19 protein-coding genes and 1 other RNA gene are annotated in these 20,682 nt (G+C 61.5%); 8 read left to right on the forward strand and 12 right to left on the reverse strand.

Going from position 1 to position 20,682, the window contains the following annotated elements; all coding sequences use genetic code 11:
- Positions 1 to 9: 9 nt before the first annotated feature.
- Positions 10 to 615, reverse strand: coding sequence for a LemA family protein (locus HME9302_RS03465; RefSeq protein WP_115365861.1), 606 nt, complete (start codon positions 613 to 615; stop codon positions 10 to 12).
- Between the two features lie 144 nt (positions 616 to 759).
- On the opposite strand from HME9302_RS03465, the gene mscL reads away from it, so the two are divergent.
- A complete protein-coding gene (mscL, locus tag HME9302_RS03470; protein ID WP_115367445.1) occupies positions 760 to 1,230 on the forward strand; it encodes a large conductance mechanosensitive channel protein MscL in 471 nt (156 codons plus the stop codon).
- A 15-nt stretch (positions 1,231 to 1,245) separates the two neighbouring features.
- Positions 1,246 to 1,587: a transfer-messenger RNA gene (gene ssrA, locus HME9302_RS03475) on the forward strand.
- A 301-nt stretch (positions 1,588 to 1,888) separates the two neighbouring features.
- On the opposite strand, the gene HME9302_RS03480 is transcribed toward ssrA, so the two are convergent.
- The 4 genes from HME9302_RS03480 to HME9302_RS03495 form a co-directional block, all read right to left on the reverse strand.
- The gene (locus HME9302_RS03480; RefSeq protein WP_115365862.1) at positions 1,889 to 2,146 is read right to left on the reverse strand and encodes a hypothetical protein; all 258 of its coding nucleotides are present in this window, start codon (positions 2,144 to 2,146) and stop codon (positions 1,889 to 1,891) included.
- 136 nt (positions 2,147 to 2,282) lie between these two features.
- Complete coding sequence (locus tag HME9302_RS03485) at positions 2,283 to 3,542, reverse strand: N-succinylarginine dihydrolase (protein ID WP_407641310.1); 1,260 nt, start codon at positions 3,540 to 3,542, stop codon at positions 2,283 to 2,285.
- On the reverse strand, positions 3,539 to 4,552 hold the full coding sequence (locus HME9302_RS03490) for an arginine N-succinyltransferase (RefSeq protein ID WP_115365864.1): 1,014 nt from the start codon (positions 4,550 to 4,552) through the stop codon (positions 3,539 to 3,541). The genes HME9302_RS03485 and HME9302_RS03490 overlap by 4 nt, the downstream gene beginning before the upstream one ends.
- Positions 4,549 to 5,778, reverse strand: coding sequence for a hydrolase (locus HME9302_RS03495; protein ID WP_115365865.1), 1,230 nt, complete (start codon positions 5,776 to 5,778; stop codon positions 4,549 to 4,551). Before HME9302_RS03495 ends, HME9302_RS03490 begins: the two co-directional genes overlap by 4 nt.
- 164 nt (positions 5,779 to 5,942) lie before the next feature.
- On the opposite strand from HME9302_RS03495, the gene HME9302_RS03500 reads away from it, so the two are divergent.
- Positions 5,943 to 8,087, forward strand: coding sequence for a malate synthase G (locus tag HME9302_RS03500; protein ID WP_115365866.1), 2,145 nt, complete (start codon positions 5,943 to 5,945; stop codon positions 8,085 to 8,087).
- Here HME9302_RS03500 and rsmA read toward each other — a convergent pair.
- The 4 genes from rsmA to HME9302_RS03520 form a co-directional block, all read right to left on the reverse strand.
- Positions 8,050 to 8,868: a 16S rRNA (adenine(1518)-N(6)/adenine(1519)-N(6))-dimethyltransferase RsmA gene (gene rsmA, locus HME9302_RS03505; protein ID WP_115365867.1), complete on the reverse strand. Its 819-nt coding sequence runs from the start codon at positions 8,866 to 8,868 to the stop codon at positions 8,050 to 8,052. The genes HME9302_RS03500 and rsmA overlap by 38 nt on opposite strands.
- Positions 8,861 to 9,898, reverse strand: coding sequence for a 4-hydroxythreonine-4-phosphate dehydrogenase PdxA (gene pdxA / locus HME9302_RS03510; protein ID WP_115365868.1), 1,038 nt, complete (start codon positions 9,896 to 9,898; stop codon positions 8,861 to 8,863). Before pdxA ends, rsmA begins: the two co-directional genes overlap by 8 nt.
- Positions 9,899 to 9,922: 24 nt before the next feature.
- Positions 9,923 to 11,296: a peptidylprolyl isomerase gene (locus HME9302_RS03515; RefSeq protein ID WP_230079853.1), complete on the reverse strand. Its 1,374-nt coding sequence runs from the start codon at positions 11,294 to 11,296 to the stop codon at positions 9,923 to 9,925.
- Between the two features lie 183 nt (positions 11,297 to 11,479).
- Positions 11,480 to 13,975 (reverse strand): LPS-assembly protein LptD, encoded by a 2,496-nt coding sequence (locus tag HME9302_RS03520; RefSeq protein ID WP_115365869.1) that lies wholly within the window; start codon positions 13,973 to 13,975, stop codon positions 11,480 to 11,482.
- Between the two features lie 129 nt (positions 13,976 to 14,104).
- Between HME9302_RS03520 and HME9302_RS03525 the strand changes: the two genes are divergently transcribed.
- From HME9302_RS03525 to HME9302_RS03545, 5 genes are all read left to right on the forward strand, one after another.
- The gene (locus tag HME9302_RS03525; protein ID WP_115365870.1) at positions 14,105 to 15,571 is read left to right on the forward strand and encodes a leucyl aminopeptidase; all 1,467 of its coding nucleotides are present in this window, start codon (positions 14,105 to 14,107) and stop codon (positions 15,569 to 15,571) included.
- Between the two features lie 33 nt (positions 15,572 to 15,604).
- Positions 15,605 to 15,784: a DUF2256 domain-containing protein gene (locus HME9302_RS03530; protein ID WP_230079854.1), complete on the forward strand. Its 180-nt coding sequence runs from the start codon at positions 15,605 to 15,607 to the stop codon at positions 15,782 to 15,784.
- Positions 15,781 to 16,218 carry a DNA polymerase III subunit chi gene (locus tag HME9302_RS03535; protein WP_115365872.1) on the forward strand — a complete coding sequence of 146 codons (438 nt, stop codon included), beginning with the start codon at positions 15,781 to 15,783 and terminating at the stop codon, positions 16,216 to 16,218. Before HME9302_RS03530 ends, HME9302_RS03535 begins: the two co-directional genes overlap by 4 nt.
- A 128-nt stretch (positions 16,219 to 16,346) precedes the next feature.
- A complete protein-coding gene (gene ndk / locus HME9302_RS03540) occupies positions 16,347 to 16,769 on the forward strand; it encodes a nucleoside-diphosphate kinase (RefSeq protein WP_115365873.1) in 423 nt (140 codons plus the stop codon).
- Between the two features lie 72 nt (positions 16,770 to 16,841).
- A complete protein-coding gene (locus HME9302_RS03545; protein WP_115365874.1) occupies positions 16,842 to 17,306 on the forward strand; it encodes a nuclear transport factor 2 family protein in 465 nt (154 codons plus the stop codon).
- A gap of 31 nt (positions 17,307 to 17,337) precedes the next feature.
- Here HME9302_RS03545 and HME9302_RS03550 read toward each other — a convergent pair whose 3' ends face one another.
- The 3 genes from HME9302_RS03550 to purM all read right to left on the reverse strand — a co-directional run bounded on the left by HME9302_RS03550 (position 17,338) and on the right by purM (position 20,672).
- Positions 17,338 to 18,438 carry a sulfotransferase family protein gene (locus HME9302_RS03550; protein WP_230079855.1) on the reverse strand — a complete coding sequence of 367 codons (1,101 nt, stop codon included), beginning with the start codon at positions 18,436 to 18,438 and terminating at the stop codon, positions 17,338 to 17,340.
- Positions 18,439 to 18,550: 112 nt separating this feature from the next.
- Positions 18,551 to 19,489: a phosphoribosylglycinamide formyltransferase gene (gene purN, locus HME9302_RS03555; protein ID WP_268243472.1), complete on the reverse strand. Its 939-nt coding sequence runs from the start codon at positions 19,487 to 19,489 to the stop codon at positions 18,551 to 18,553.
- 64 nt (positions 19,490 to 19,553) lie between these two features.
- Positions 19,554 to 20,672 (reverse strand): phosphoribosylformylglycinamidine cyclo-ligase, encoded by a 1,119-nt coding sequence (gene purM / locus HME9302_RS03560; RefSeq protein ID WP_115365877.1) that lies wholly within the window; start codon positions 20,670 to 20,672, stop codon positions 19,554 to 19,556.
- Between the last annotated feature and the right edge of the window lie 10 nt (positions 20,673 to 20,682).

Here is a 20,682-nt window from a genome sequence, read left to right on the forward strand (position 1 = left end):
GCCTCGCCCTTAGCTGTTGGGCGTCAGATCGAGTTCGGGCGCCTCTTCCGCACCTTCGGTCGTGGCTTCGTAAGGCACCATGGGTTCCGCACCGTGAATGATGTTCGCGCCGATCGTATCGGGGAAGGTGCGGATGGTGGTGTTATAATCGCGCACCGCATCGTTGTAATCCATGATCGAGATACGGATCTTGTTCTCGATGCCTTCCAGCTGGCTTTGCAGCATCACGAAGTTCTGGTTCGACTTGATGTCGGGGTAACGTTCGACATTCACCAATAACCGCCCGAGCCCCTGGCCGAGTTCAGCCTGCGCCGCGCGGAACTGTTCGACCTTCGCGGGATCGTTGAGATCGGATGCGTCGATATTGACGCTGGTGGCACGGCTACGCGCCTCGATCACATCGGTCAGGATCCCGCGCTCCCCCTCCTGCGCGCCGCGCGCGACTTCCGCGAGGTTGTTCACGAGATTGGAGCGCGCCTGGTAGGCCGCCTGAACGTCGGCCCATTTGGCCTTGGCGGCTTCTTCCTTGGTTGGGACGGAATTGATACCGCATGCGGAAATGGCGAGGGCCAGAAACCCTATGAACGCGGCTCTGACAGGTTTGACGAACGGCATGAATCTTCCTTCGATAAAAAGCTGTATTATGGGGATAGCACGGCTGGGCGGTGGTGCAAGCTGGGCGCACGCTTTTCTCACTCTTGCGCGGTTACTGCCAATTGCTAAGCGGGACAAAATCACGGGTTGGATATGGGGGCTTCGATGCTTGGCGAATTCAAGAAATTTATCGCGCGCGGCAATGTGCTGGACCTGGCGGTGGGCGTGGTAATCGGCGCGGCATTCGGCAAGATCGTGACCGCGCTCACAGAAAGCATGCTGATGCCGCTGATCGGCTGGGTGTTTGGCGATGTCGATTTCTCCAACTGGTTCGTTCTCCTGGGTACGATACCGGCTGAATATACGGGATCGCGCACTAATTACGCCGAACTGAAGGAGGCCGGGGTGGCGATGCTGGGTTATGGCGACTTCCTGACCCAGCTCGTGAACTTCGTCATCATCGCGTTCGCTCTGTTCCTGCTGTTGAAATCGGTGAACCGGGTGCTCGACGAGATACAGGAAAAGCAGGCGCAAACCGAAGACAGCTCAAAAAGCGACGAGGTTCCGACCGATCCGCAGCTCGACGTGTTGAAGAAAATATTGGCCGAATTGCGCGCCGATAGCGTTAAGGGCTGACGCACCTTGCACTGCTCACTTCACATTAACGCTGGAACGCTTATATAGAGAGAGCCGGTTTTGGCCGGATATGACGATAAAGTGCACTGTGTAATAGGCACAACGGACCCGGGGGCAGTACCCGGCGGCTCCACCAAAAGCGGCGGTTTTGCGCCGTTCCTGATGGGGCCGAACTAGGATCGACGTGTGTTGAAAGGCTTTGTTTTCGTTCGGGCTGAGTAACCCGTTTAAGGCTCACAAACCATAAGTGCAAATGACAATGAAGCACTCGCAATCGCCGCGTAATTTTAGGGCCTAACGGTCTGAATTTACAAAGCTAAAGCGCGGTTGGACACACCGGGCAACAGAAGTGTTACGGGGGCCCGGGGGGCCTAGCAACAGAACCCCCCACTCCTTTTCTGGGTCCCTGCGGGCGCAGGCCATCCGGCCTGCTTGCTTCCTCGCTCCCGCGGCCTTCGGCCACTTCGCTGCGGGCGGCCCGTTCGGGCCTTTGGTTTGCTCATCGCAAACGGGTCCTGCGCCAAGCCTGCAAGGTAGTCCCGGTTCCGGGTCACGGCAGTCCAGCGTGCGACCGCACGCCGGCCGGTAGGCCGGAAGCCTAAGAAAGCGCATGCGACCGCCGACGCTTGAGGCTACTACAAAAACTGGCAGCAATCGGTCACTTGACTGTGACGGGCTCCGGCTCATCCACTGCCCTATCCAACCCAGCTTCCAGCTTCAAACAATCCAGGATCTTCGCGCCTGCAAGAAACACCGCGCCGGTGCAGCACAGAAACATGAACCAGCCGAAATAGCCGGGAAACTGTGTGAGGTAATTCGCGCCGCGTTCGGTTGCGCCCAAAGCGAGCGCATAGATAATGAGATAGGCCTCCCACCGCGTCTTAATGACGAAAAGCCTTTTTATCTTCAGCAACATGAACGCCCCTTCTTAACCTTTTCGGTAGCAAGCACCGTGCCAGCGGCGCATTCGTGCGGCCGGCGAAGGTTAATGCAGGGGCGAGTGTAAGGGCCGCCGACAGAACGGCAAGGGCGTTAACCCTGAACAGCTTTGGTTAGCGAAGCTCGCCGAGATCCAGCAGATCGAGCAGGGCACCGCGCGCAGCACGGATCTTTCCTGCGAGCGCATCGGTGCCGACATCGGCAGGATCGATATGTTCGGGCCAATGAGCGTCGATGACCGCTTCCATAGCGTCCGCCTTATCGACATCCATCATGAAGCGCGCATCCACCGTCGCCGGGTCTGCAACGACGCGCAATCGCAGGCAGGCCGGACCGCCGCCATTGGACATCGATTGCCGCACATCGACCGGGATGACTTTGCGAATGGGACCGTTTCCTGCCTGCATCGTTTCGAGCCAATTCCACACCGGCTTACTTTCACGGCATTCGCTAGGCACGACGAGCGCCATTTCGCCTGTGGGCAAAGTCAGCAATTGGGCGTTGAACAGATAGGTACGTATCGCTTCCGCCAAAGACACCGCATCGGCAGGCACTTCCACGACTTCCAATGCCGGGAAGGCGGCGCGAATGGCGTCATAGGCGGCCTGCTGGTCGGCAAAGGCTTCCGCGTGGGTGAACAGCACGCGTTCGTTTGCGACCGACACCACATCATTGTGAAACGCACCGGCTTCGATGGCCGCAGGGTTCTGTTCGATAAAGACGCAAGCGGAAGGGTCGAGCCCGTGAAGGCGGGCCACGGCGCGGCTGGCCTGTTCGTGCTGGCGGGCGGGAAATTTGCCGCCCGGCCGGCCATAGACGAACACTTCCACACCTTGGGTATTATGGCCCTCGCAAAACCGCATGTGGTTGGCTGCACCCTCGTCCCCAAAGCTGGGTGGCACTGCATCGTGAACGACGAAATGCTCCGCGTCGGCGAAGGCAATGTCGAGCTGGCGTTTTGTCTCAGGCCATTCCTGCGCGCGGTGCAGCATGGTGACCAGATTTGCAGGCGTCAGGTGGCAGCGGCCGTCCACCGTATCGGGTGCGGGGCTCACGGTGGCGGCATTCGCGGTCCACATCGACGAGGCGGACCATGCTGCGGCGACCAGCGCGCGGTCGTTCACGGGATCGGGTGCCAGCGAAGCGACCAGCGCATCGTTGGGCCGGTCCAGCGGGGCCAGAAAACCCTGCGGCAGGCCGAGCGCCATGTTCGCGCGCATCTTGGCGATGCCCTGCAATGCGCCCGCGCGAGGGTATGACCGGTCGCCCTTGTTGGAAGTCGCCGCCAGATTGCCGAGGCTCAGCCCGGCATAATTATGGCTTGGGCCGACGATACCGTCGAAATTGATTTCCTGCAGCTTCCGGTCGGTCAACGCGCGACGCTCCATACGATATCGCCGGTCTTGACGCCCAGAGTTTCAGATGCTGCCCGATCGATCGCCACACCGCTATCGCGCAGTTCACGCATGGCGTAGCTGGAGCGGAAATCGCCGAGCTGCCCACTCGCTACCAACGCCCGTTCGCCAGAGTTTAGATCGGTAGCCACAATTGTAGCTTCCACCGCGCCGGCAACGCTCTTTACAGCATCGGTGCGGGCGATCATGGTCGGGCCGCCGTCGAAAATATCGACATAGCCTTCGAAAGCGAAGCCTTCCTTCTCCAGCATCCGCATCGCCGCGCGGCCGCTGGGGTGGGGCACGCCGATGGCCGTGCGCGCGCTTTCCTTCAACATGGCGACATAGACCGGATGTTTGGGCATCAAGTCCGCAATGAACTGGTTGCCGTTGATGGCGTTGAAATAGTCCGCTTCCTGAAAAGTCATGCCGAAGAAACGCCCGGCGACCCCGTCCCAGAATGGCGACCCGCCGCGTTCGTCGATGATACCGCGCAATTCCGCGATTACGCGGTCTGCAAAACGCTTCCGGTGCATGGCGATGAACAGATAGCGGCTGCGCGCCAGAAGCAATCCAAGTCCGCCCGCCCGCTCACCGGGGTGCAGGAACAGGCCGCCGACCTCGCTCGACCCTTCCAGATCGGTGGTCAGGCTCAACAATTCGGCGCGCACCGTGCGGTCCAGTTCCTGGCTATGCTGCGTCAGAGTGGACGTGCGGTAACTGTAAAACGGCCATTGCTGCCCGACCTGCGTCATCATCTGGCAGGTGCCGCGCACTGCGCCGGTCTCGGTGTTTTCGAGCACCAGCACGAACAGCTCGTCCGACAGCTCTTGCGTGTCGCGCCCGTAAGCCTTGCCGGTACGTTCAAGCTTGTCGGCTATGGCATCGCGGTCGGACGGAAGGTTGGTAAACCCTCCGCCGGTCAGCTTCGCCATTTCATACAAAGGCTCAAGATCGCCCTGACGGGCCGCACGCAGGCGAAAGCTCAAAATTTATCTCCGGTAGCGAGACGTTGTAATACGAGGGCGGACAATGCGGCGCGTTCTTTCAGGCTGGGGACAATCAGGAATTCATCAGACGAATGGATCGATCCGCCGCGCACGCCCATCGTGTCGACCACCGGCACGCCGCAGGCCGCGATGTTGTTGCCGTCGCACACGCCGCCAGTGGATTTCCATCCGATATCCTGGCCGAGCAGCGCACCGCATTCCTTGACCAGATCGAACAGTTTTTGCGCCTTGGCATCGACCTTCTTGGGCGGACGCGTGACGCCGCCATGGCGCGAAAGCCCGACTTCATGCTGCGCCTCAATATTGCGCAGCAAATCGTTCAATTCATTATCGAACCGCTCCATCGCATGCGTTGTCTTGGGACGGATGTTGAAGCGCAACACGGCATGGTCCGGCACGACATTGTTGGCGCTGCCGCCTTCGATCTTGGCAGGGTTTACAGTGATATCCTCACCCGCCATCTCGGTAAGGCGCAGCACCAGATCGGACAGCGCAACGATGGCGTTGCGCCCATCCTGCGGATTGCGTCCGGCATGGGCGGACTTGCCGCTGGCAGTGATCGAGTAATTGCCGGTCCCGCCGCGTTCATGCGCCAGCGTTCCATCGGGCAGGGCGCTGGGTTCATAAGTCAGCGCTGCCGCCTTGCCGCCTGCCAGACGGGCGATCAGGTCGGACGATGCGAGACTGCCTGTCTCTTCGTCGGAATTGATCATGATGTCATATCCAACACGGCCTGAAACGGGGCTGCGCTCGAATGCGAGCAGCGCGTGCAGCATGACCGACAGTCCGCCTTTCATATCCGCTACTCCGGGACCGTTCAGCGTTTCGTCGTCCAGCCATTGCTGGTCCTGGAACGGGTGATCGGCAGGAAACACCGTGTCCATGTGGCCGGTCAGTATGAAGCGCCGCTGCGTCTGCGGGCGTACGCGCATGACGAGGTGCTTGCCGAACTGGCGTTCATATTCGCGGCCGCGGTCATCGATGGCGGTGACGGGGGCCGGTTCCACCAGCTCGATCTCGCCCGGCAGCGCAGCAAACGCATCCGCCAGCGCATGCGCCTGCCGTTCCAGGCCGGCAAGGTTGCCTGTGCCCGAATTGATTGCGCTCCAGCCCTGTACCTGTTCAAGCATCGCGGGTGCATCGATAGAGTCGATCAGCGCGGCGTCGACGCTGCCCAGCGCGGTAATCTGTGGCTCATTTTCCATGCCCGCAGCCTTAGCCGCGCATCTGGTCAAGTCCAAGCCGGCGGTGCGGCAAACCCCAATTGAATTGCAAAGCTGGCTGCACCCCGCCATATATGCCGCTCCTCCCCGGGACCGACATTGCCAACCCATACGCGCGCCAAGCGCCGTCCCACTCTGGAGTTTCCATGCCCGATTACACCAACCGTGCCAGCCTGCGGGTCGATCCGTCGCTTGCCGCCTTTATCGAGGCTGAAATTCTCCCGCCGATCGAGCAGGATGCGGATGTGTTCTGGAAGAGTTTTGCCGATCTGCTGGCAGACTTCGCCCCGCGCAATCGGGCCTTGCTCGAACGGCGCGAAAGCCTGCAGTCGCAAATCGATGCCTGGCACCGGGAACGCAAGGGCCAGCCGCATGACACGTCGGCGTATCAGAACTTCCTGCGGGAGATCGGCTATCTTGTGGAAGAGCCGGGCGATTTCACGATTGGCACCCAAAACGTCGATGCCGAAATCGCCACGATGGCCGGACCGCAGTTGGTGGTTCCGGTATTGAACGCGCGCTTCCTGCTGAACGCGGCGAATGCCCGGTGGGGCAGTCTGTACGATGCGCTTTACGGGACCGACGCGCTGGATGCGCCGCCCGCCAAACCGGGCGGTTACGACCAGAAGCGCGGTGATGCTGTAATTTCAGAAGGGCGCAAGTTCCTCGACGAAACATTGCCTTTGGCGTCTGGCAGCTGGTCCGATCTGACGGACATCGCAGACGCAAAGCTTGCCGATCCAGGCCAATATGTCGGCACGACCGAACGCGGCTTTCTTTATCGGCACAACGGCCTGCATATCGACGTGCAGGTTGACCGCACAACCCCGGTTGGCGAAACCGATCGCGCGGGTATTTCCGACATCGTGCTGGAATCAGCACTCACGACGATCGTCGATCTCGAAGACTCGGTTGCCGCGGTCGATGCCAAGGACAAGCAGCTCGCCTATCGCAATTGGCTCGGCGTAATCCGCGGCGATTTGGAAGAAAGCTTCGAAAAGGGTGGCCGGACCATGACCCGCGAATTGGCGGGCAACAAAGCGGTCACTTTGCCAGACGGGACGCAAGCGGAACTGCCTGGTCGGTCGGTACTATTCGTTCGGAATGTGGGCCATTTGATGACCAATCCCGCAATCCTGCTGTCCGACGGGTCGGAAATCCCTGAAGGCATTATGGACGCGGTGCTCACCAGCGCCATCTCTACGCAGGATGTGCGCGGTTTCACCCGCTACGGTAATAGCCGACCCTCGTCAGGCAAGGCTTCGATCTACATCGTGAAGCCCAAGATGCACGGGCCGGAAGAATGCGCGTTCACTAACGACTTGTTCGATGCAGTGGAGGATATGCTCGCGCTGGACCGCCACACGATCAAGGTCGGCGTGATGGACGAAGAACGGCGGACCTCCGCCAATCTGGGGGCCTGCATCCACGCGGTGCGCGATCGAATCGTGTTCATCAACACCGGCTTCCTCGACCGGACGGGTGACGAGATTCACACATCGATGGAAGCGGGCCCGATGGTCCGCAAGGCAGAGATGAAGTCCGCCGACTGGCTCGGCGCTTATGAGGCGCGCAATGTCGGTATCGGCTTGCGTCACGGTCTGTCAGGCCGTGCACAGATCGGTAAGGGTATGTGGCCTGCGCCGGACCTGATGGGAAAGATGATGACCGAAAAGATCGGCCATTTGCGGTCCGGGGCGAACACAGCCTGGGTTCCGTCGCCCACCGCTGCGACGTTGCACGCGATCCATTACCACCGCGAGAACGTATTCGAACTGCAGCAGGGGTTGGGGGAGGTGCCGGGCCTCGACAAGCTGCTGACCATTCCAGTCGCCACCGGCACAAACTGGAGCGAAGAGGAACTGCGCGAGGAATTGGACAACAACGCGCAAGGGTTGCTGGGCTACGTGGTTCGCTGGGTGGAACACGGGGTCGGTTGTTCCAAGGTTCCGGATCTAGACGATGTCGGGCTGATGGAAGACCGCGCGACGCTGCGCATTTCCTCGCAACATATGGCGAACTGGTTGCATCACGGCGTGGTCACCCGCGATCAGGTGATGGACAGCCTCCAACGCATGGCTGCCAAAGTGGACGAGCAGAACGCGGACGACCCGAATTACCGGCCGATGGCTGGCGATCCTGATAGTATCGCGTTCAAGGCTGCGTGCGATTTGGTGTTCAAGGGCACTCAACAGCCGAGCGGATATACGGAGCCCTTGCTTCACGCATGGCGGCAGGAGGCGAAAAAAGTTGTCAGCTTAAAACGCGGGCCAGGCTCACAAATTCGGTGACACTCAGTGTTTCCGCGCGGCGGGTTGGTTCGATGCCAAGCTGGTTTAATGCGTCCAACGCGCCGGGAATGCCCTTCAGACTTTGGCGGAGCATCTTGCGGCGTTGCCCGAATGCGGCAGCGGTGACTTGTTCCAGAACCTTCGCCGAGACGCCGGTCGGCATCTCGGCGGGCGTCACGTGAACGATCGCGCTCATCACTTTGGGTGGCGGGGTGAAGGCGCTGCGATGGACTTTCATCGCCAGTTTCGCAGAACTGCGCCACTGTGACAGGATGGCGAGCCTGCCATAAGCGCTGCTGCCTGCAGCAGAGACGATGCGCTGTGCCACTTCCTGCTGGAACATCAGCGTCAAGGACGTCCATTGCGGCGGCCAATGATCCCCGCCCAGCCAACGCACAAATAACGCGGTGCCGATGTTGTATGGCAGATTGCTCAGCACCGCGAACGGCTCACCCATCAGCTCTGCGTGATCCATGGCCAGCGCGTCGTCCTGGATCATGCGCAACTGACCTGGAAACGCTTCGTTCAGTTCGGCAAGGGCTGGCAGGCAGCGTGCGTCCATTTCGATTGCCGTCACCCGTGCCCCGGCGCGCAGCAGCGCCCGCGTCAGCCCGCCCGGACCGGGGCCGATTTCCAGCACCGCCTTACCGTCCAGATCACCCGGAATAGCGGCAATCCGGTCCAGCAATTGTTCGTCGAGCAGGAAATTTTGACCAAGCGATTTAGCCGCACTGAGGCCGTGGCGTTTGATCGTCTCGCGGATCGGCGGAAGGTCAGGCACGCGCGCAGGCTCGCCGCGCTGCGATATCTCCAGCCATGCACAAGGCGGCGATCGTCGCGCCGGGGTCGGCTAGTCCTGTGCCGGCGATATCGAATGCGGTTCCGTGATCGGGCGAAGTGCGCACGATAGGCAGGCCGAGCGTAACGTTCACACCTTCATCGAAGTCCAGGGCTTTCAGCGGTATGAGGGCTTGATCGTGATACATACAGATCGCCGCGTCGAAGGTCTTGCGGGAGCGCGGAGTGAACAGGGCATCACCGGGATGCGGGCCGGTCGCGTTGATGCGTTGTGCCTGCAACGCGGCAATGGCGGGCGCGATAACCTCGATTTCCTCGCGTCCAAAACGGCCATCCTCCCCCGCATGAGGGTTCAGGCCCGTCACGGCGAGCCGTGGATTTGCGATGCCGAAATCGTTTTTCAAAGCCGTGGCCACAATTGTTGCGCGGGCCACGATTAGGTCTTTGGATAAAAGGCCCGACACATCGGCCAGGGCGCAGTGAACGGTGACGGGCACCGTGCGCAGGCGCGGTCCGGCCAGCATCATCACGGACGCCTGTGGGTCCAACCCGCAGGCAGCCGCCATGTATTCGGTCTGGCCGGGATGGTCGAAGCCTACATCCGCCAGCAGCGATTTCGCGATCGGCGCGGTGACAACACCGCCCGCTTCCCCACAGAATGCCAACCGCGTGGCTTCCTCCAGCGACGCAAGCGCTAGCTGCGCGCTATCGGGGTTGGGCATTCCAGGAGTGTACCGGCCATCCTTATCGGCAAGCACAGGAAGGGCGCGTTGGAAAACATCCGCCGTGTTGGCAAGGGTCTCGATCCGTTGGACCGGCACATCCAGCGCCAGCTTCGCCGCCGCCTCACGCAATACTTCGAAGCCAAAGATAACGGCAAAGGGTACGACGCCCGCATCATCACGCGCCAGCCAGCTGCGTAATGCAAGCTCCGGGCCGATACCGGCGGGATCGCCCAGTGAAAGTGCGAGGGGCCGCTCGTCGGCAGGGTTCGCGGCAGCGCGTCCGTTCATGGCCGTGCTGCCGCGCCCGCAGGATCAGTTGTAGACGATATAGGCGTCGTTGCGCAGATCGCGCAGGTAACGCTGGGCGCGCTTGCCGATGCGTTCTTCGGCCAGCCGGTCCATGATCTGTTCGACATCGACGCCGGTGGTCGCTTCCGGATCGTCACGTCCGCACAGCATCAGCACGCGAACGCCATCCGCGACCGAGCCGAATGGCGGAGTGGTCTGACCTACCTGAAGCGCGAGCAACGGCTGCTGCAGCGTTTCCGGCAACGAACGAGCGCGGATCTGGTCGTTGGTCACCACCGATGCGCCAATGGTCGCGGCGACGCGTTCGGCATCGCCGCAACCGCGCATGGAATTGATGGCGCCGGTAAATTCCTCCACCCGCGCAGCGGCCGTCGCCTCGTTCACATCCGGGGCGAAGGTGATGGAAATCTGCTTCAGACTGAGCAGCGCATCCCGCGGATCGGCGGTCAGAATCTGGCGCTTGTCCAAAAGATAGACAATCGACAAACCGCCAGGAATGGCGATCGGGCCGACAAGCTGCCCGGGCTGCATCTGGCTGACAGCGGTGGAAAGCTCGCTGGGGAGCTGAGCCAACCGCACGAAATCGAGATCACCGCCGACTGCCGCAGTGGACGCTTCGGAGAACTGGCGAGCATATGCCGCGAAGCTGCCGCCCTGCCGCAATTGTTCGATAATCCGCGCGGCGTTTTCGCGCACGGCGGCTTCCGTTTCCGGCGTGGTGGACAGATAGATTTCCGCCACCCGGTATTCATCGGTACCGCGCGCCGCCTCGAGCCGGTTGGCGAGCTCCGTCACTTCTTCTTCCGAAACGTTGATAAACGGTGCGATGTCACGACGGAGCAGGCGCTGCCATGCAAGTTCGCCTTCGATCTGCCGTTTTAGGGCAGCTTCGGAAGAGCCGATGGAAGTCAGATAAGCGCTCATCGCGGCCATGTCCTGACCGAAATTCTGCGATGCGACGCGGGCATAGGTCTGGTTGATCTCGGCCGGTGTAGGCACGATTTCCTGGCTCGCAGCTTCCTGGATCTGCAAGGTTTCGTCGATCAGGTTGCGAAGGACCTGCATCCGCAGGCGCTGCATCTCTGCCTCCGGCACGGGCGCATCGGACGCGGCGGTGACGAGCGCCACGCGCTGGTCGATATCGGTACCGGTAATGACATAGCCGTTCACCACCGCAGTGGCGGTACGAACATTGGGATCGGTCTTGCCGAACATCGCCACATCGGTTGGAATGCCGAGCGGGTTCTGCGCCGTTTGCGGTCCCTGATTATTCTGCGCGGAAGGTTCAGGCTGTGCCGCCTGCGCGCTCAACGCGACAGGGGACAGGGCCGTGCCGAATGCGGCGAGGGCAAGGCAAATCCGGGATGGTGCGTTCAAAATCACTTGGATCAGGTTCCGTAATTATCGGCGCGTGGTGCGCCTGTCTGCTGATGCGAATGGCGGCAAATGGCTGAATGATTGCTGAGTGGCACGGGCACACCCGGTCCGGCTTGCCCCAGCGCCTAGCGGATTGGCCGGGTCATGCCAACGGGCGGCTGTGCCATGTCGCCACACCGTGCGTTACCGGAAACCTAGATTGCGCAATGCGAAGTTCAGCTGGAAAGTGTTGCCGCGCCGAGCATCGCCGCTATCGGCAAAATCGCGTCGCCATGTGAAGCCCAGTTCGAGGCAATCGTCCTGATAGGCAAAGCCTAGCCGCGTGCGCACCGCCTCGAACCCGTCGGAACCGGACAGCGGGTCCTCTTCGCGATCGGTCAGGTTGAACACGCCCGATCCGAAAATCGACCAGTAATCCGCAAATGCCACACGGCCCGCCAGGCGCAATTCTTCCCGATCCTGCAAATCCTCCACCGTGGTGATATTGCGGTTGAGCCGCAGATAGCCGATTTCGCCGTAAGTCCGCGCCGTGCCGACGGTGGCGTCGAATTCGTTGCGGCGGATAGCCAGATTGTCCTTGTCCAGCCGGTAGCGGTGCGTGAACTTCAGGAAATCGCGATAGCGAATGCGGGTGCGGCCTACGAAGTCTGAAAACTGGTCGGAAAGCCCTGTGCCGGACGGCAGCAGATTGCGCTGATTGTCCAGCCGATAGGTTTGTCCCACCGTCGCATCCAGCCGCCAGCCGGGAATGGTAAGCTGCCAGTCCGCACCGTAGGTAATCCGCGCGCCGTCCTCCACCCGATCGTATCCGGGAAATCGATTGAGGGCGAACAGATTGCTGTCCTCCAGATCGACTGCGCGCGAATCCTCGTTCGGGATCGCCAGATTGCGGATCGGCGGGCTGGCGACGAACTGGACCCGCGGCGTCAGAACCTGGGTGCCGCCGAACGCCTCACCCACGAAGGGCCATTGAACGTCTGCCGCGACCAGCCCGATTGCGCGCGCCTGCCACCCGCTATCGCCGCGATAGGAGGGCGTCAGGGTAAGGCCGTTTTGGTCCGAATGATACACATCGCCGCGCGCGAGTGCGGTAAAAGTGACCGCCTGTCCCGCCGGGGTCAGCTTGCGCAAGTCCCACCGTGCGCCGGCAAATGCGCGCTGCGTGTCCTGACCCTCGGTACGGGTGATGGCGAGCGTGTTCACCTGCAGCTCGACCTTGCCGCCCAGGACCGGATCGGCCAACCGCCGCCGGTAATCCAGCACTGGCAAGGCGATGGGGACCTGCCCCTGATCGGCATTCAGGCGCAAGGTCTGGGTGGCATATCCTGCAAGCGAGAAATAACTGTCCCGGTCGATGCGCTCCAGTTCTGCGATCGAGCGAAGCCGGTCGTCCCGGCTGATATCGTAACGGCGCAGGAACGTCCGGTCGGACGCGATGCGAGCCGACCCTGTAAAGGACCAGTTGGGGTCGAACTGAAAACGCCCATTGGCGAACAGGTAACCGCGCGGATCTCGTTCGCTGGTAGGGATGCCGGTAAAGCTGGAAATTCGGCGGCTGTAAGTCCCGTAACCAGTGATCTGATAGGCGCCCTTATCCGTCAGGTGCTTCCATTGGGCAGACACCATCGGCGGAACGTCCGAAAAGACATAGGCCGACGCGGTCAGTTCCTTGTTCTCCGCCAGTTTCCAGTAATAACTGCCGCTGACTTCGACGCCGTTGGATTCCGAAAAACGGATGTTGGGGATCAGAAAACCGGAGACCGGCTCACCATCGGTGTTGAGTGTAAGGCCGGGTAGCGGGAGCAGCGACAGCCCGAACAGTTCCAGCCGCGCGCCTTCGAAGCGGATGCGCTTGTCCGCCGCGCTGTAATTTACCTCGCGGGCGGTAACGCGCCAGCTCGGTTTTTTCGGGCAACCATCGGATGTTTCGACCGCGCATGCGCTGTACGCGGCCTGGCGTAGCTGCACGCTGCCATCTTCCAGGCGCTCCCCGCTGCGCGCCGCCAGGCGGCCGCCTTCGCGGAGGGACAGCAGCAGGTCTTCCATACTGCCGACCTCGAAGGCGTCGGTCAGCTGGACGGTGTCGGTAAATAGCTGGTTGCCCTCCGCATCCACGAAGCGGACATTGCCGGTGGCCGTGATCCCGCCGCCGATACGGTCGTAAATCACGCGATCGGCGCGGACGGATTGCTGGTCATCGGTGCGGACCACCGTGTTGCCGCTTGCCGTGATGATGCCTGCCTTACGGTCGTAGACCACCGTGTCGGATCGCAGAACGGCATTCTCTTCGCGCAGGATGACATTGCCGGTGGCGGTAACGGTGTCACCGTCGGAGGTGTACTCCACCGCATCCGCTTCGAATGCGACCTGCCCGTCCGGTGGCGGCGGCAAAGTGCCGGGCAGGGCGCTGTCCTGCTGTTCCGATTGAGGCAGCTCCGGCAGTGGCTGTTCGCCAGCCTCGATCGTCGGAAACCCGTCTTGTTGTTCGCCTTCGAAAATGGGCGAGGCGGGGTCGGGTATCTCGGTCTTTCCGCCAGCCGTTTCCACGCCCGGCGCGGCGCCGTCCTGGGCGTAAGCGGTAGCGGGCAAAGCCGCTGCCAACAGCGCAGCCGACAGCGCTCGGATTGCATTGTCTTGCCGGAACGAAGGCTTTGGATAATGGCACGGGCGGGGCAGCATGGCTTGCCTATCGCACCCCTTCCGCCTAATCGCAATCGCAACGAAACACAGTCCCGAAATGGGGGAACGGTGCGCGATGCGGCGCGCTGTAGTCCATAACGCGACAACCCGATTTTGCCCGGAGATTTTATGCAGTTCACCTTTGCCGACGCCCTTCCAGCCGACCTTCGCACCGTCGTCCGCCCGATGAACAAGGGCGCGTTGCCCAATGGCCTTCCCGCCCACGCTGCCGACGCCGCCGATGCAGCCCGCTTCGAAGGGGATACAGGGCAGATTGTCGAATTCTGGACCGAAGTGGATGGCAAGAACCGGCGGCAGGTGCTGTTGGGAATGGGCAAATCCGATGGCGACGCGCAACACCGCATGTCACGGCTGGAGAAAGCCGGTGCAGCGCTGACTGCGAAATATCTGACATCCGGTGAGACCACTCTGGCTCTCGATGTTTCGGATGCCGGGCTGGATGCGAAGGCGCTGGGCGCGATGCTGCTTGGTGTGCGGCTGCGCGGCTGGCGTCACGATGTTTACCGCACCACCATGAAGGCAAAAGACAAGCGCAGCCTGGAAAGCGTGACTGTGATCGGTGCGCCCGATGGTGCGACCGAGGCTCTTGCCGAGGCAGATGCTCTGGCAACCGGGGTGGAGTTCACCCGTGAGCTGGTTACCGAACCCGCCAATGTTATTTACCCTGCGAGCTTCGTAGAACGGTGCAAGGAACGCTTTGACGGCACAGGCGCAGAACTGATCGTTCTGGGCGAGGCCGAGATGGAAAAGCTCGGGATGGGTTCGCTGCTAGGTGTCGGTCTGGGGTCGGAGCGCGAGTCGCAAATTCTCGCCATTCGCTGGAATGGCGGTAAGGAAGGCGACGCGCCGATGGCGTTCGTCGGCAAGGGCGTGACTTTCGACACTGGCGGCATTTCCATCAAACCCGGTCCCGGTATGGAAGACATGAAGTGGGACATGGGCGGCGCGGGCGCAGTGGCCGGTGCAATGCTCGCACTGGTGACGCGCAAGGCCAAGGCCAATATCGTCGGCGTTATGGGCCTGGTCGAGAACATGCCCGACGGCAAGGCGCAGCGACCCGGCGATGTCGTGAAATCGATGGACGGCCAGACAATCGAAATTCTCAATACCGATGCCGAGGGGCGGCTGGTGCTTGCCGACGCGCTGCATTGGACGCAGCAGGAGTTCAAACCGCGCGCTGTAGTGGACTTTGCCACGCTGACGGGTGCGATCATTATCACGCTTGGCCATGAGCATGCCGGGCTGTTCTCCAACGACAACACGTTGGCCGACGCGCTGACCAAGGCTGGTCAGACCAGCGGTGATACGGTTTGGCGGTTGCCCTTGGGCAAGGCTTACGACAAGCTGATCGACAGCCCGATTGCGGATATGAAGAACATCGGCGGCAAGGGTGCAGGCTCAATTACGGCGGCGCAATTCCTGCAACGCTTCATCGCCAAGGGTACGCCATGGGCGCATTGCGATATTGCCGGGACGGTCTGGACTGACAAGCCGGGTGCAACGTGGGACAAGGGCGCGACCGGGTTCGGCGTGCGGCTGATGGACACCTATATCCGCCAGAACGTCGAAAACTGATCGGTCCGGCGCGCGCGGATCATCGTGGGCAGGATGCGCAAGAAGGGGGACCTGCCCGAGAAAATCTGCGCGACCTGCCAGTTACCGTTCGCCTGGCGCAAGAAGTGGGCGAAGGACTGGGACGAAGTCCGCTACTGTTCGGAACGCTGCCGCCGTAACAAAAGCGTCGAGGCCGGCTTGCAAACCGGTAATGGCCGGAAGGTAGACATATGAAAGTCGATTTCTGGCTGCTCGATGGCGACCCGGTAGAACGGGTCGTCACACTGATCGCAGACAAATCGCTTGCCGAAGACAAACGCGTGCTCGTGGTGGCGCAGGATGCAGGCGTTCGGAAGGCCATTTCCCGCAGTCTGTGGGCTCACCGCCCGGATCGCTTCCTGGCCAATGGGGAGGCTGGCCAGACCGGCGCCGCGCGCCAGCCCATCCTGCTTTCCGCCGAATGCGAGGCGGCAAATGGCGCCCCTTACGTTATCCTCGCCGACGGTACCTGGCCTGAAGGAGCCGATAGTTTCGAACGTGCGTTCGTGCTGTTTCCGGCCGACCGCAAGGACGAAGCGCGCGCAATCTGGCGCTCGCTGGACGATCGCGAAGGCATGGAACGCAGTTTCTTTCGGCAGGAGGGCGGCCGCTGGGTGAAGGCGGCATAAGCAATCCGACCATGGCCGACCGGTCCCTTCGCAATTGCAGCACAAACCTTGCAGGCGAGACGCACTGCCGCTAGTTGCGCCTGCAACGACATTCCATACAGAAACTCTCCAACATTTAGGAATTCAACATGGCGGTTTCCCGCACGTTTTCGATTATCAAGCCCGATGCCACGCGCCGCAACCTGACCGGCGCCGTCACTAAAATGCTGGAGGAAGCCGGCCTGCGCGTCGTCGCGTCCAAGCGTCTCCTGCTGACCGAAGAACAGGCCGGCGGTTTCTATGAAGTGCACAAGGAACGCCCGTTCTATGGCGAACTGGTTGAATTTATGACCAGCGGTCCGGTCGTGGTGCAGGTCCTGGAAGGGGAAGATGCCGTGAAGCGCAACCGCGACGTCATGGGCGCCACCAACCCCGCCGATGCCGACGAAGGTACGATCCGCAAGGCGTTTGCCGAAAGCATCGAAGCCAATACCGTCCATGGTTCGGACAGCGACGAGAACGCAGCGACGGAAATTGCGTTCTTTTTCAACGATGACGAGATTGTCGGCTGATCGATAGTTGATTTAAGTTACGGAGCCCTCTGTAATTAGACAAAATGTGGGCGGCTGTTATGGTCGCCCACAATGTTTGCAAAACGCCGCCTCTCCATCGCCCGTCAGTTGGTAGCGGCCATTAATACTAATGATGCCGATACACTCTTGCGGCTATGCGCCCCGGACGTGCGATTTATCGACAGCCAGCATTCTGTAATCGAAGGCGCTGATGCCGTGATTCGCGCGGTCGGTCGGTTGCCGTCGCTCGATGCGAAACATCAGCTCGTAATTGAAGACCTGCATAACACCGGCAACGATGTACGTCTGACCGGCTACACCACAGCGAACGATGCGCGGCTCGCCGGGCGTTGCCAGTGGCGGGCCACGATCGTGAAGGGCAAGGTGCGTGAATGGCAGGTATACCGCGCTGAAAGCGGTGTCTCGATGGCACGCTTGTTGTCGGATAATGGGTATGTGACCCGCCAGCAAGTTGCGGCTAACGACGAAAAGTCCGCCGAGCCTGTACTCTCCGCAAGAAAGAGCGCTGGCGGATAATTTCGACTGGGCCCGGGCGTCTGCGCGATAGTCAGCCTTTATTAAAGTTTTTGTAGCTCGCCGCATGGTGCCGGTGCGCGCCATGTGCGCTGCGACTATGTTCGCGTTCCATAGCGGCCATTGCTAAGGCGCTGAGCGGTAACTCCAGCGCCGCATAACACCTGCGCAACTGTGCGCGCCAATCTCCATTCAAGGCTTCGAACTCCAGGCGCACCATCGGTCCGTCAAAATTCGCCAATGCGCGCCGGGATCGCTCCTCCCTTAAAGCGACTTTGCGTTCCCATTCCCGCTCCAGCCAATCGAGGTCCACATTATCGGACTGCATGGCCATTTGGTTCGAGACAAGCGAGACGGCGCTTCGCACAACCTCGTCATGCCTGCGCTCGGCCACGACCAGCCGCGCATCGGGAAACTGATCGAGCAATTCTGGCAGGTCCTCGCTGAACTGCGGCACCTTCATGACGCGCGGCAAATGGGCGGTGCCGCTGCGCGCCGCGTTGGTAGCCAAGATTCGCCGAAGTTCCCGATAGATGGGTGCATGGCATCGTGCCTCGCTAAATGCCGTATAGGACGGCACCTGCCACTGCGTATCGTAGGTCGAATGATCGAGCGCGCTGGCCAGCCAGCCGAGTTCTTCGTCGGGTCCGCGCGGCGAAACCGGGTGCAGCGTGTCGAGCCAGGGGTTTAGTCTGCGCGCGCCCAACAGCGCCAGCGCACTTTTCACCGGTCGTAAATCGGGCTTCCAAGCGCGGTTCGGCGGCACCGGATTCCATGCGTCGCAAAAACGGGTCCCGCTATGGGCTGGATCGGCTGCCAGCAGGCGATGGATGCGGGTGGTGCCCGATCGCATCTGCCCGACCACAATGATCGGCGGGGCAAGCCTGATATCCGCCAAGTGCGGTTGCTCGCGCCACAAACGCCCCAGCTGCAACCGCTGCGTTATGGCGCGTGAAAGCTGCCCGAAAGCGAACGCCCGGCCCAGATTGTTGAGTTGCGCTTCCCCGCGCACCGCCTCGCCCAGTGCCGCCAACCGCTCGCGAAAATCCGCAACATCTTCTGGAAGACGACTGCCGCTTTCGTCCCCGGACGCAAACTTTGCCACACTGTTGGCCCACAGGACGTTCGTATCCAACTCGGGTTCCGGCAACCGTCCGCTGGCCCATGCCTGGCCCAACCAGCGGTCGATCCGGTCGACCAGCCGGGCGCGGGCCAGCAGATTAGGGCGGGGAGGGGGCGCGATCGGTCTAGAACTCGTCGGCGGCGCTTTGCAGCTTCGTCAGTCGTCTGGGCGCAACGCTCTGCCAACTCCGGCGTATCAGGTGCTCCACCTGGTCCCAATCAGTGTCGGCGCGGTTCAACACCAGGCCGACCCAGCCGGATGCGCCATAATATGCAGGCTTGTAGAACACATCCGGGTCTTGCTCGATTAGCATGGCCAGTTCATCCGGACCGCTGGTCTTGGCGAATACTGCGATGCGCTTGTCGTCATGATGACGATCGCTGAAAATGGCAAAATACTTCCCCGTTTTTCCGCCAGTCCGCCATCCCGGGGAGCCGTGGGTGGGGCGTTCCTTGCTCTCCGGCAACGACAACGCGATCCGCTGCACCTTTTCGTACAGCCACCCAGCGTCGAACCCGCGCGAGACATACCGTTCAAGGACGCGGGGATAGAGCTGATGTTCGGCAATCCGTACGCGCGCCGCTAGCGTGTCGGGCGTATCTCCGGGGAGAATAGCGACCTCGATCTGACCCAACGGCTCGCCGCCGTCCAATTTCTCGTTCACAAGATGCACAGTGCAGCCTGCCACGCTGTCGCCGGCATCCAGCGCGCGTTTATGCGTATCCAGCCCGCGATATTTGGGCAGCAGCGACGGGTGGATATTGAGCATCCTGCCAGCCCAGCGGCCGACCAGCTCTTCGGAAAGGATCCGCATATATCCGGCCAGTACGACGTAATCGGCACCGCTCTTGCGGATCGCGCGCTCCATCGCTCCTTCGTGCGCCATTCGGTCCATGCCGCGATGGGACTGGGCGAACGTTGCGACACCCTCTGCCGCGGCAAGCTTCAGCCCGCCTGCGTCCATATCGTTGCTGGCGACCAAGACGATTTCGTGGCGGCAGCTCGGCATCCGGCTGGCATAAAGGAGCGCCGCCATATTGGTGCCGCTGCCTGAGATAAGCACCGCGATTTTTGCTTTGGGGGCCTTGAGGGGTTGCGCTGGTACAGACGCAGTATCTTGCACCCCTTCAGGCAAGGTGGCGAGCCTCCCACGCATCCTTTGCGCTCCAGGTGCCGGACGAACCGCGCACGGTGCAGCCGCGTTCGCCCGCTTCGATTTGCCCAATCCGGTGGACCGTTTCGCCTGCCTCAGCCAAATCGGCGGAGAGCGCATCGGCTTCCGCTTCATCTACGGCAAGCACCATGCCGATCCCGCAATTGAAGGTGCGAGCCATTTCAGCAGGCTCGATATTGCCCTGTGCCTGCAGGAACGCCATCAGACCAGGCTGGGCCCAGGCGTCAGCGACGACAACGGCATGGGTTCCATCGGGCAGCACGCGCGGGATGTTTTCCAGCAAACCGCCGCCGGTAATATGCGCGCAGGCGGAAATCCGCCCCGCGCGAATGGCAGGCAACAGGCTGGCGACATAGATGCGGGTGGGTTCCACAAGCGTGTCGATCAGTAATCTGTTATTATCGAAGCTCGCCGGCTGATCCATTCGCCAGCCCTTGTCTTCCGCCAGCCGCCGGACGAGTGAATACCCGTTGGAATGAACCCCCGAACTCGCCAGCCCCAGCAAAACCTGACCCGCTGCAACGCCGTCGCCGGTCAGCTGTTCGCCGCGCTCGACCGCGCCCACGCAAAAACCCGCCAGATCGTAATCGCCCGGCTGATACATCCCTGGCATTTCCGCCGTTTCGCCGCCGATCAGCGCGCAGCCTGCAATCCGGCAGCCATCGGCGATACCCGCCACAACCCGCTCCGCAATGCCTTCCTCCAACGCGCCGGTAGCAAAATAGTCGAGGAAGAACAGCGGTTCCGCGCCTTGCACGATCAGATCGTTAACGCACATCGCAACCAGATCGATACCGACCGTATCGTGCCGATCGTGATCGATGGCGAGCTTGACCTTGGTGCCGACGCCGTCATTCGCAGCCACCAGCAACGGGTCCTTGTAACCCGCGGCCTTGGGGTCGAAGAACCCGCCGAAGCCGCCGATATCGGCATCGGCACCCGGGCGGGCGGTGGCCTTGACCAGCGGGCCGATGGCCTTGACCAGCCGGTTGCCCGCCTCGATCGAAACGCCCGCCTGTTCGTAAGTGTAGCGGTTGGGCGGGGGCGTATTATCGGGCTTGTTTGCGGACATATCGGCTACC

Origin of the sequence: Alteripontixanthobacter maritimus (assembly GCF_003340475.1) — a bacterium.
Taxonomy (GTDB): domain Bacteria; phylum Pseudomonadota; class Alphaproteobacteria; order Sphingomonadales; family Sphingomonadaceae; genus Alteripontixanthobacter; species Alteripontixanthobacter maritimus.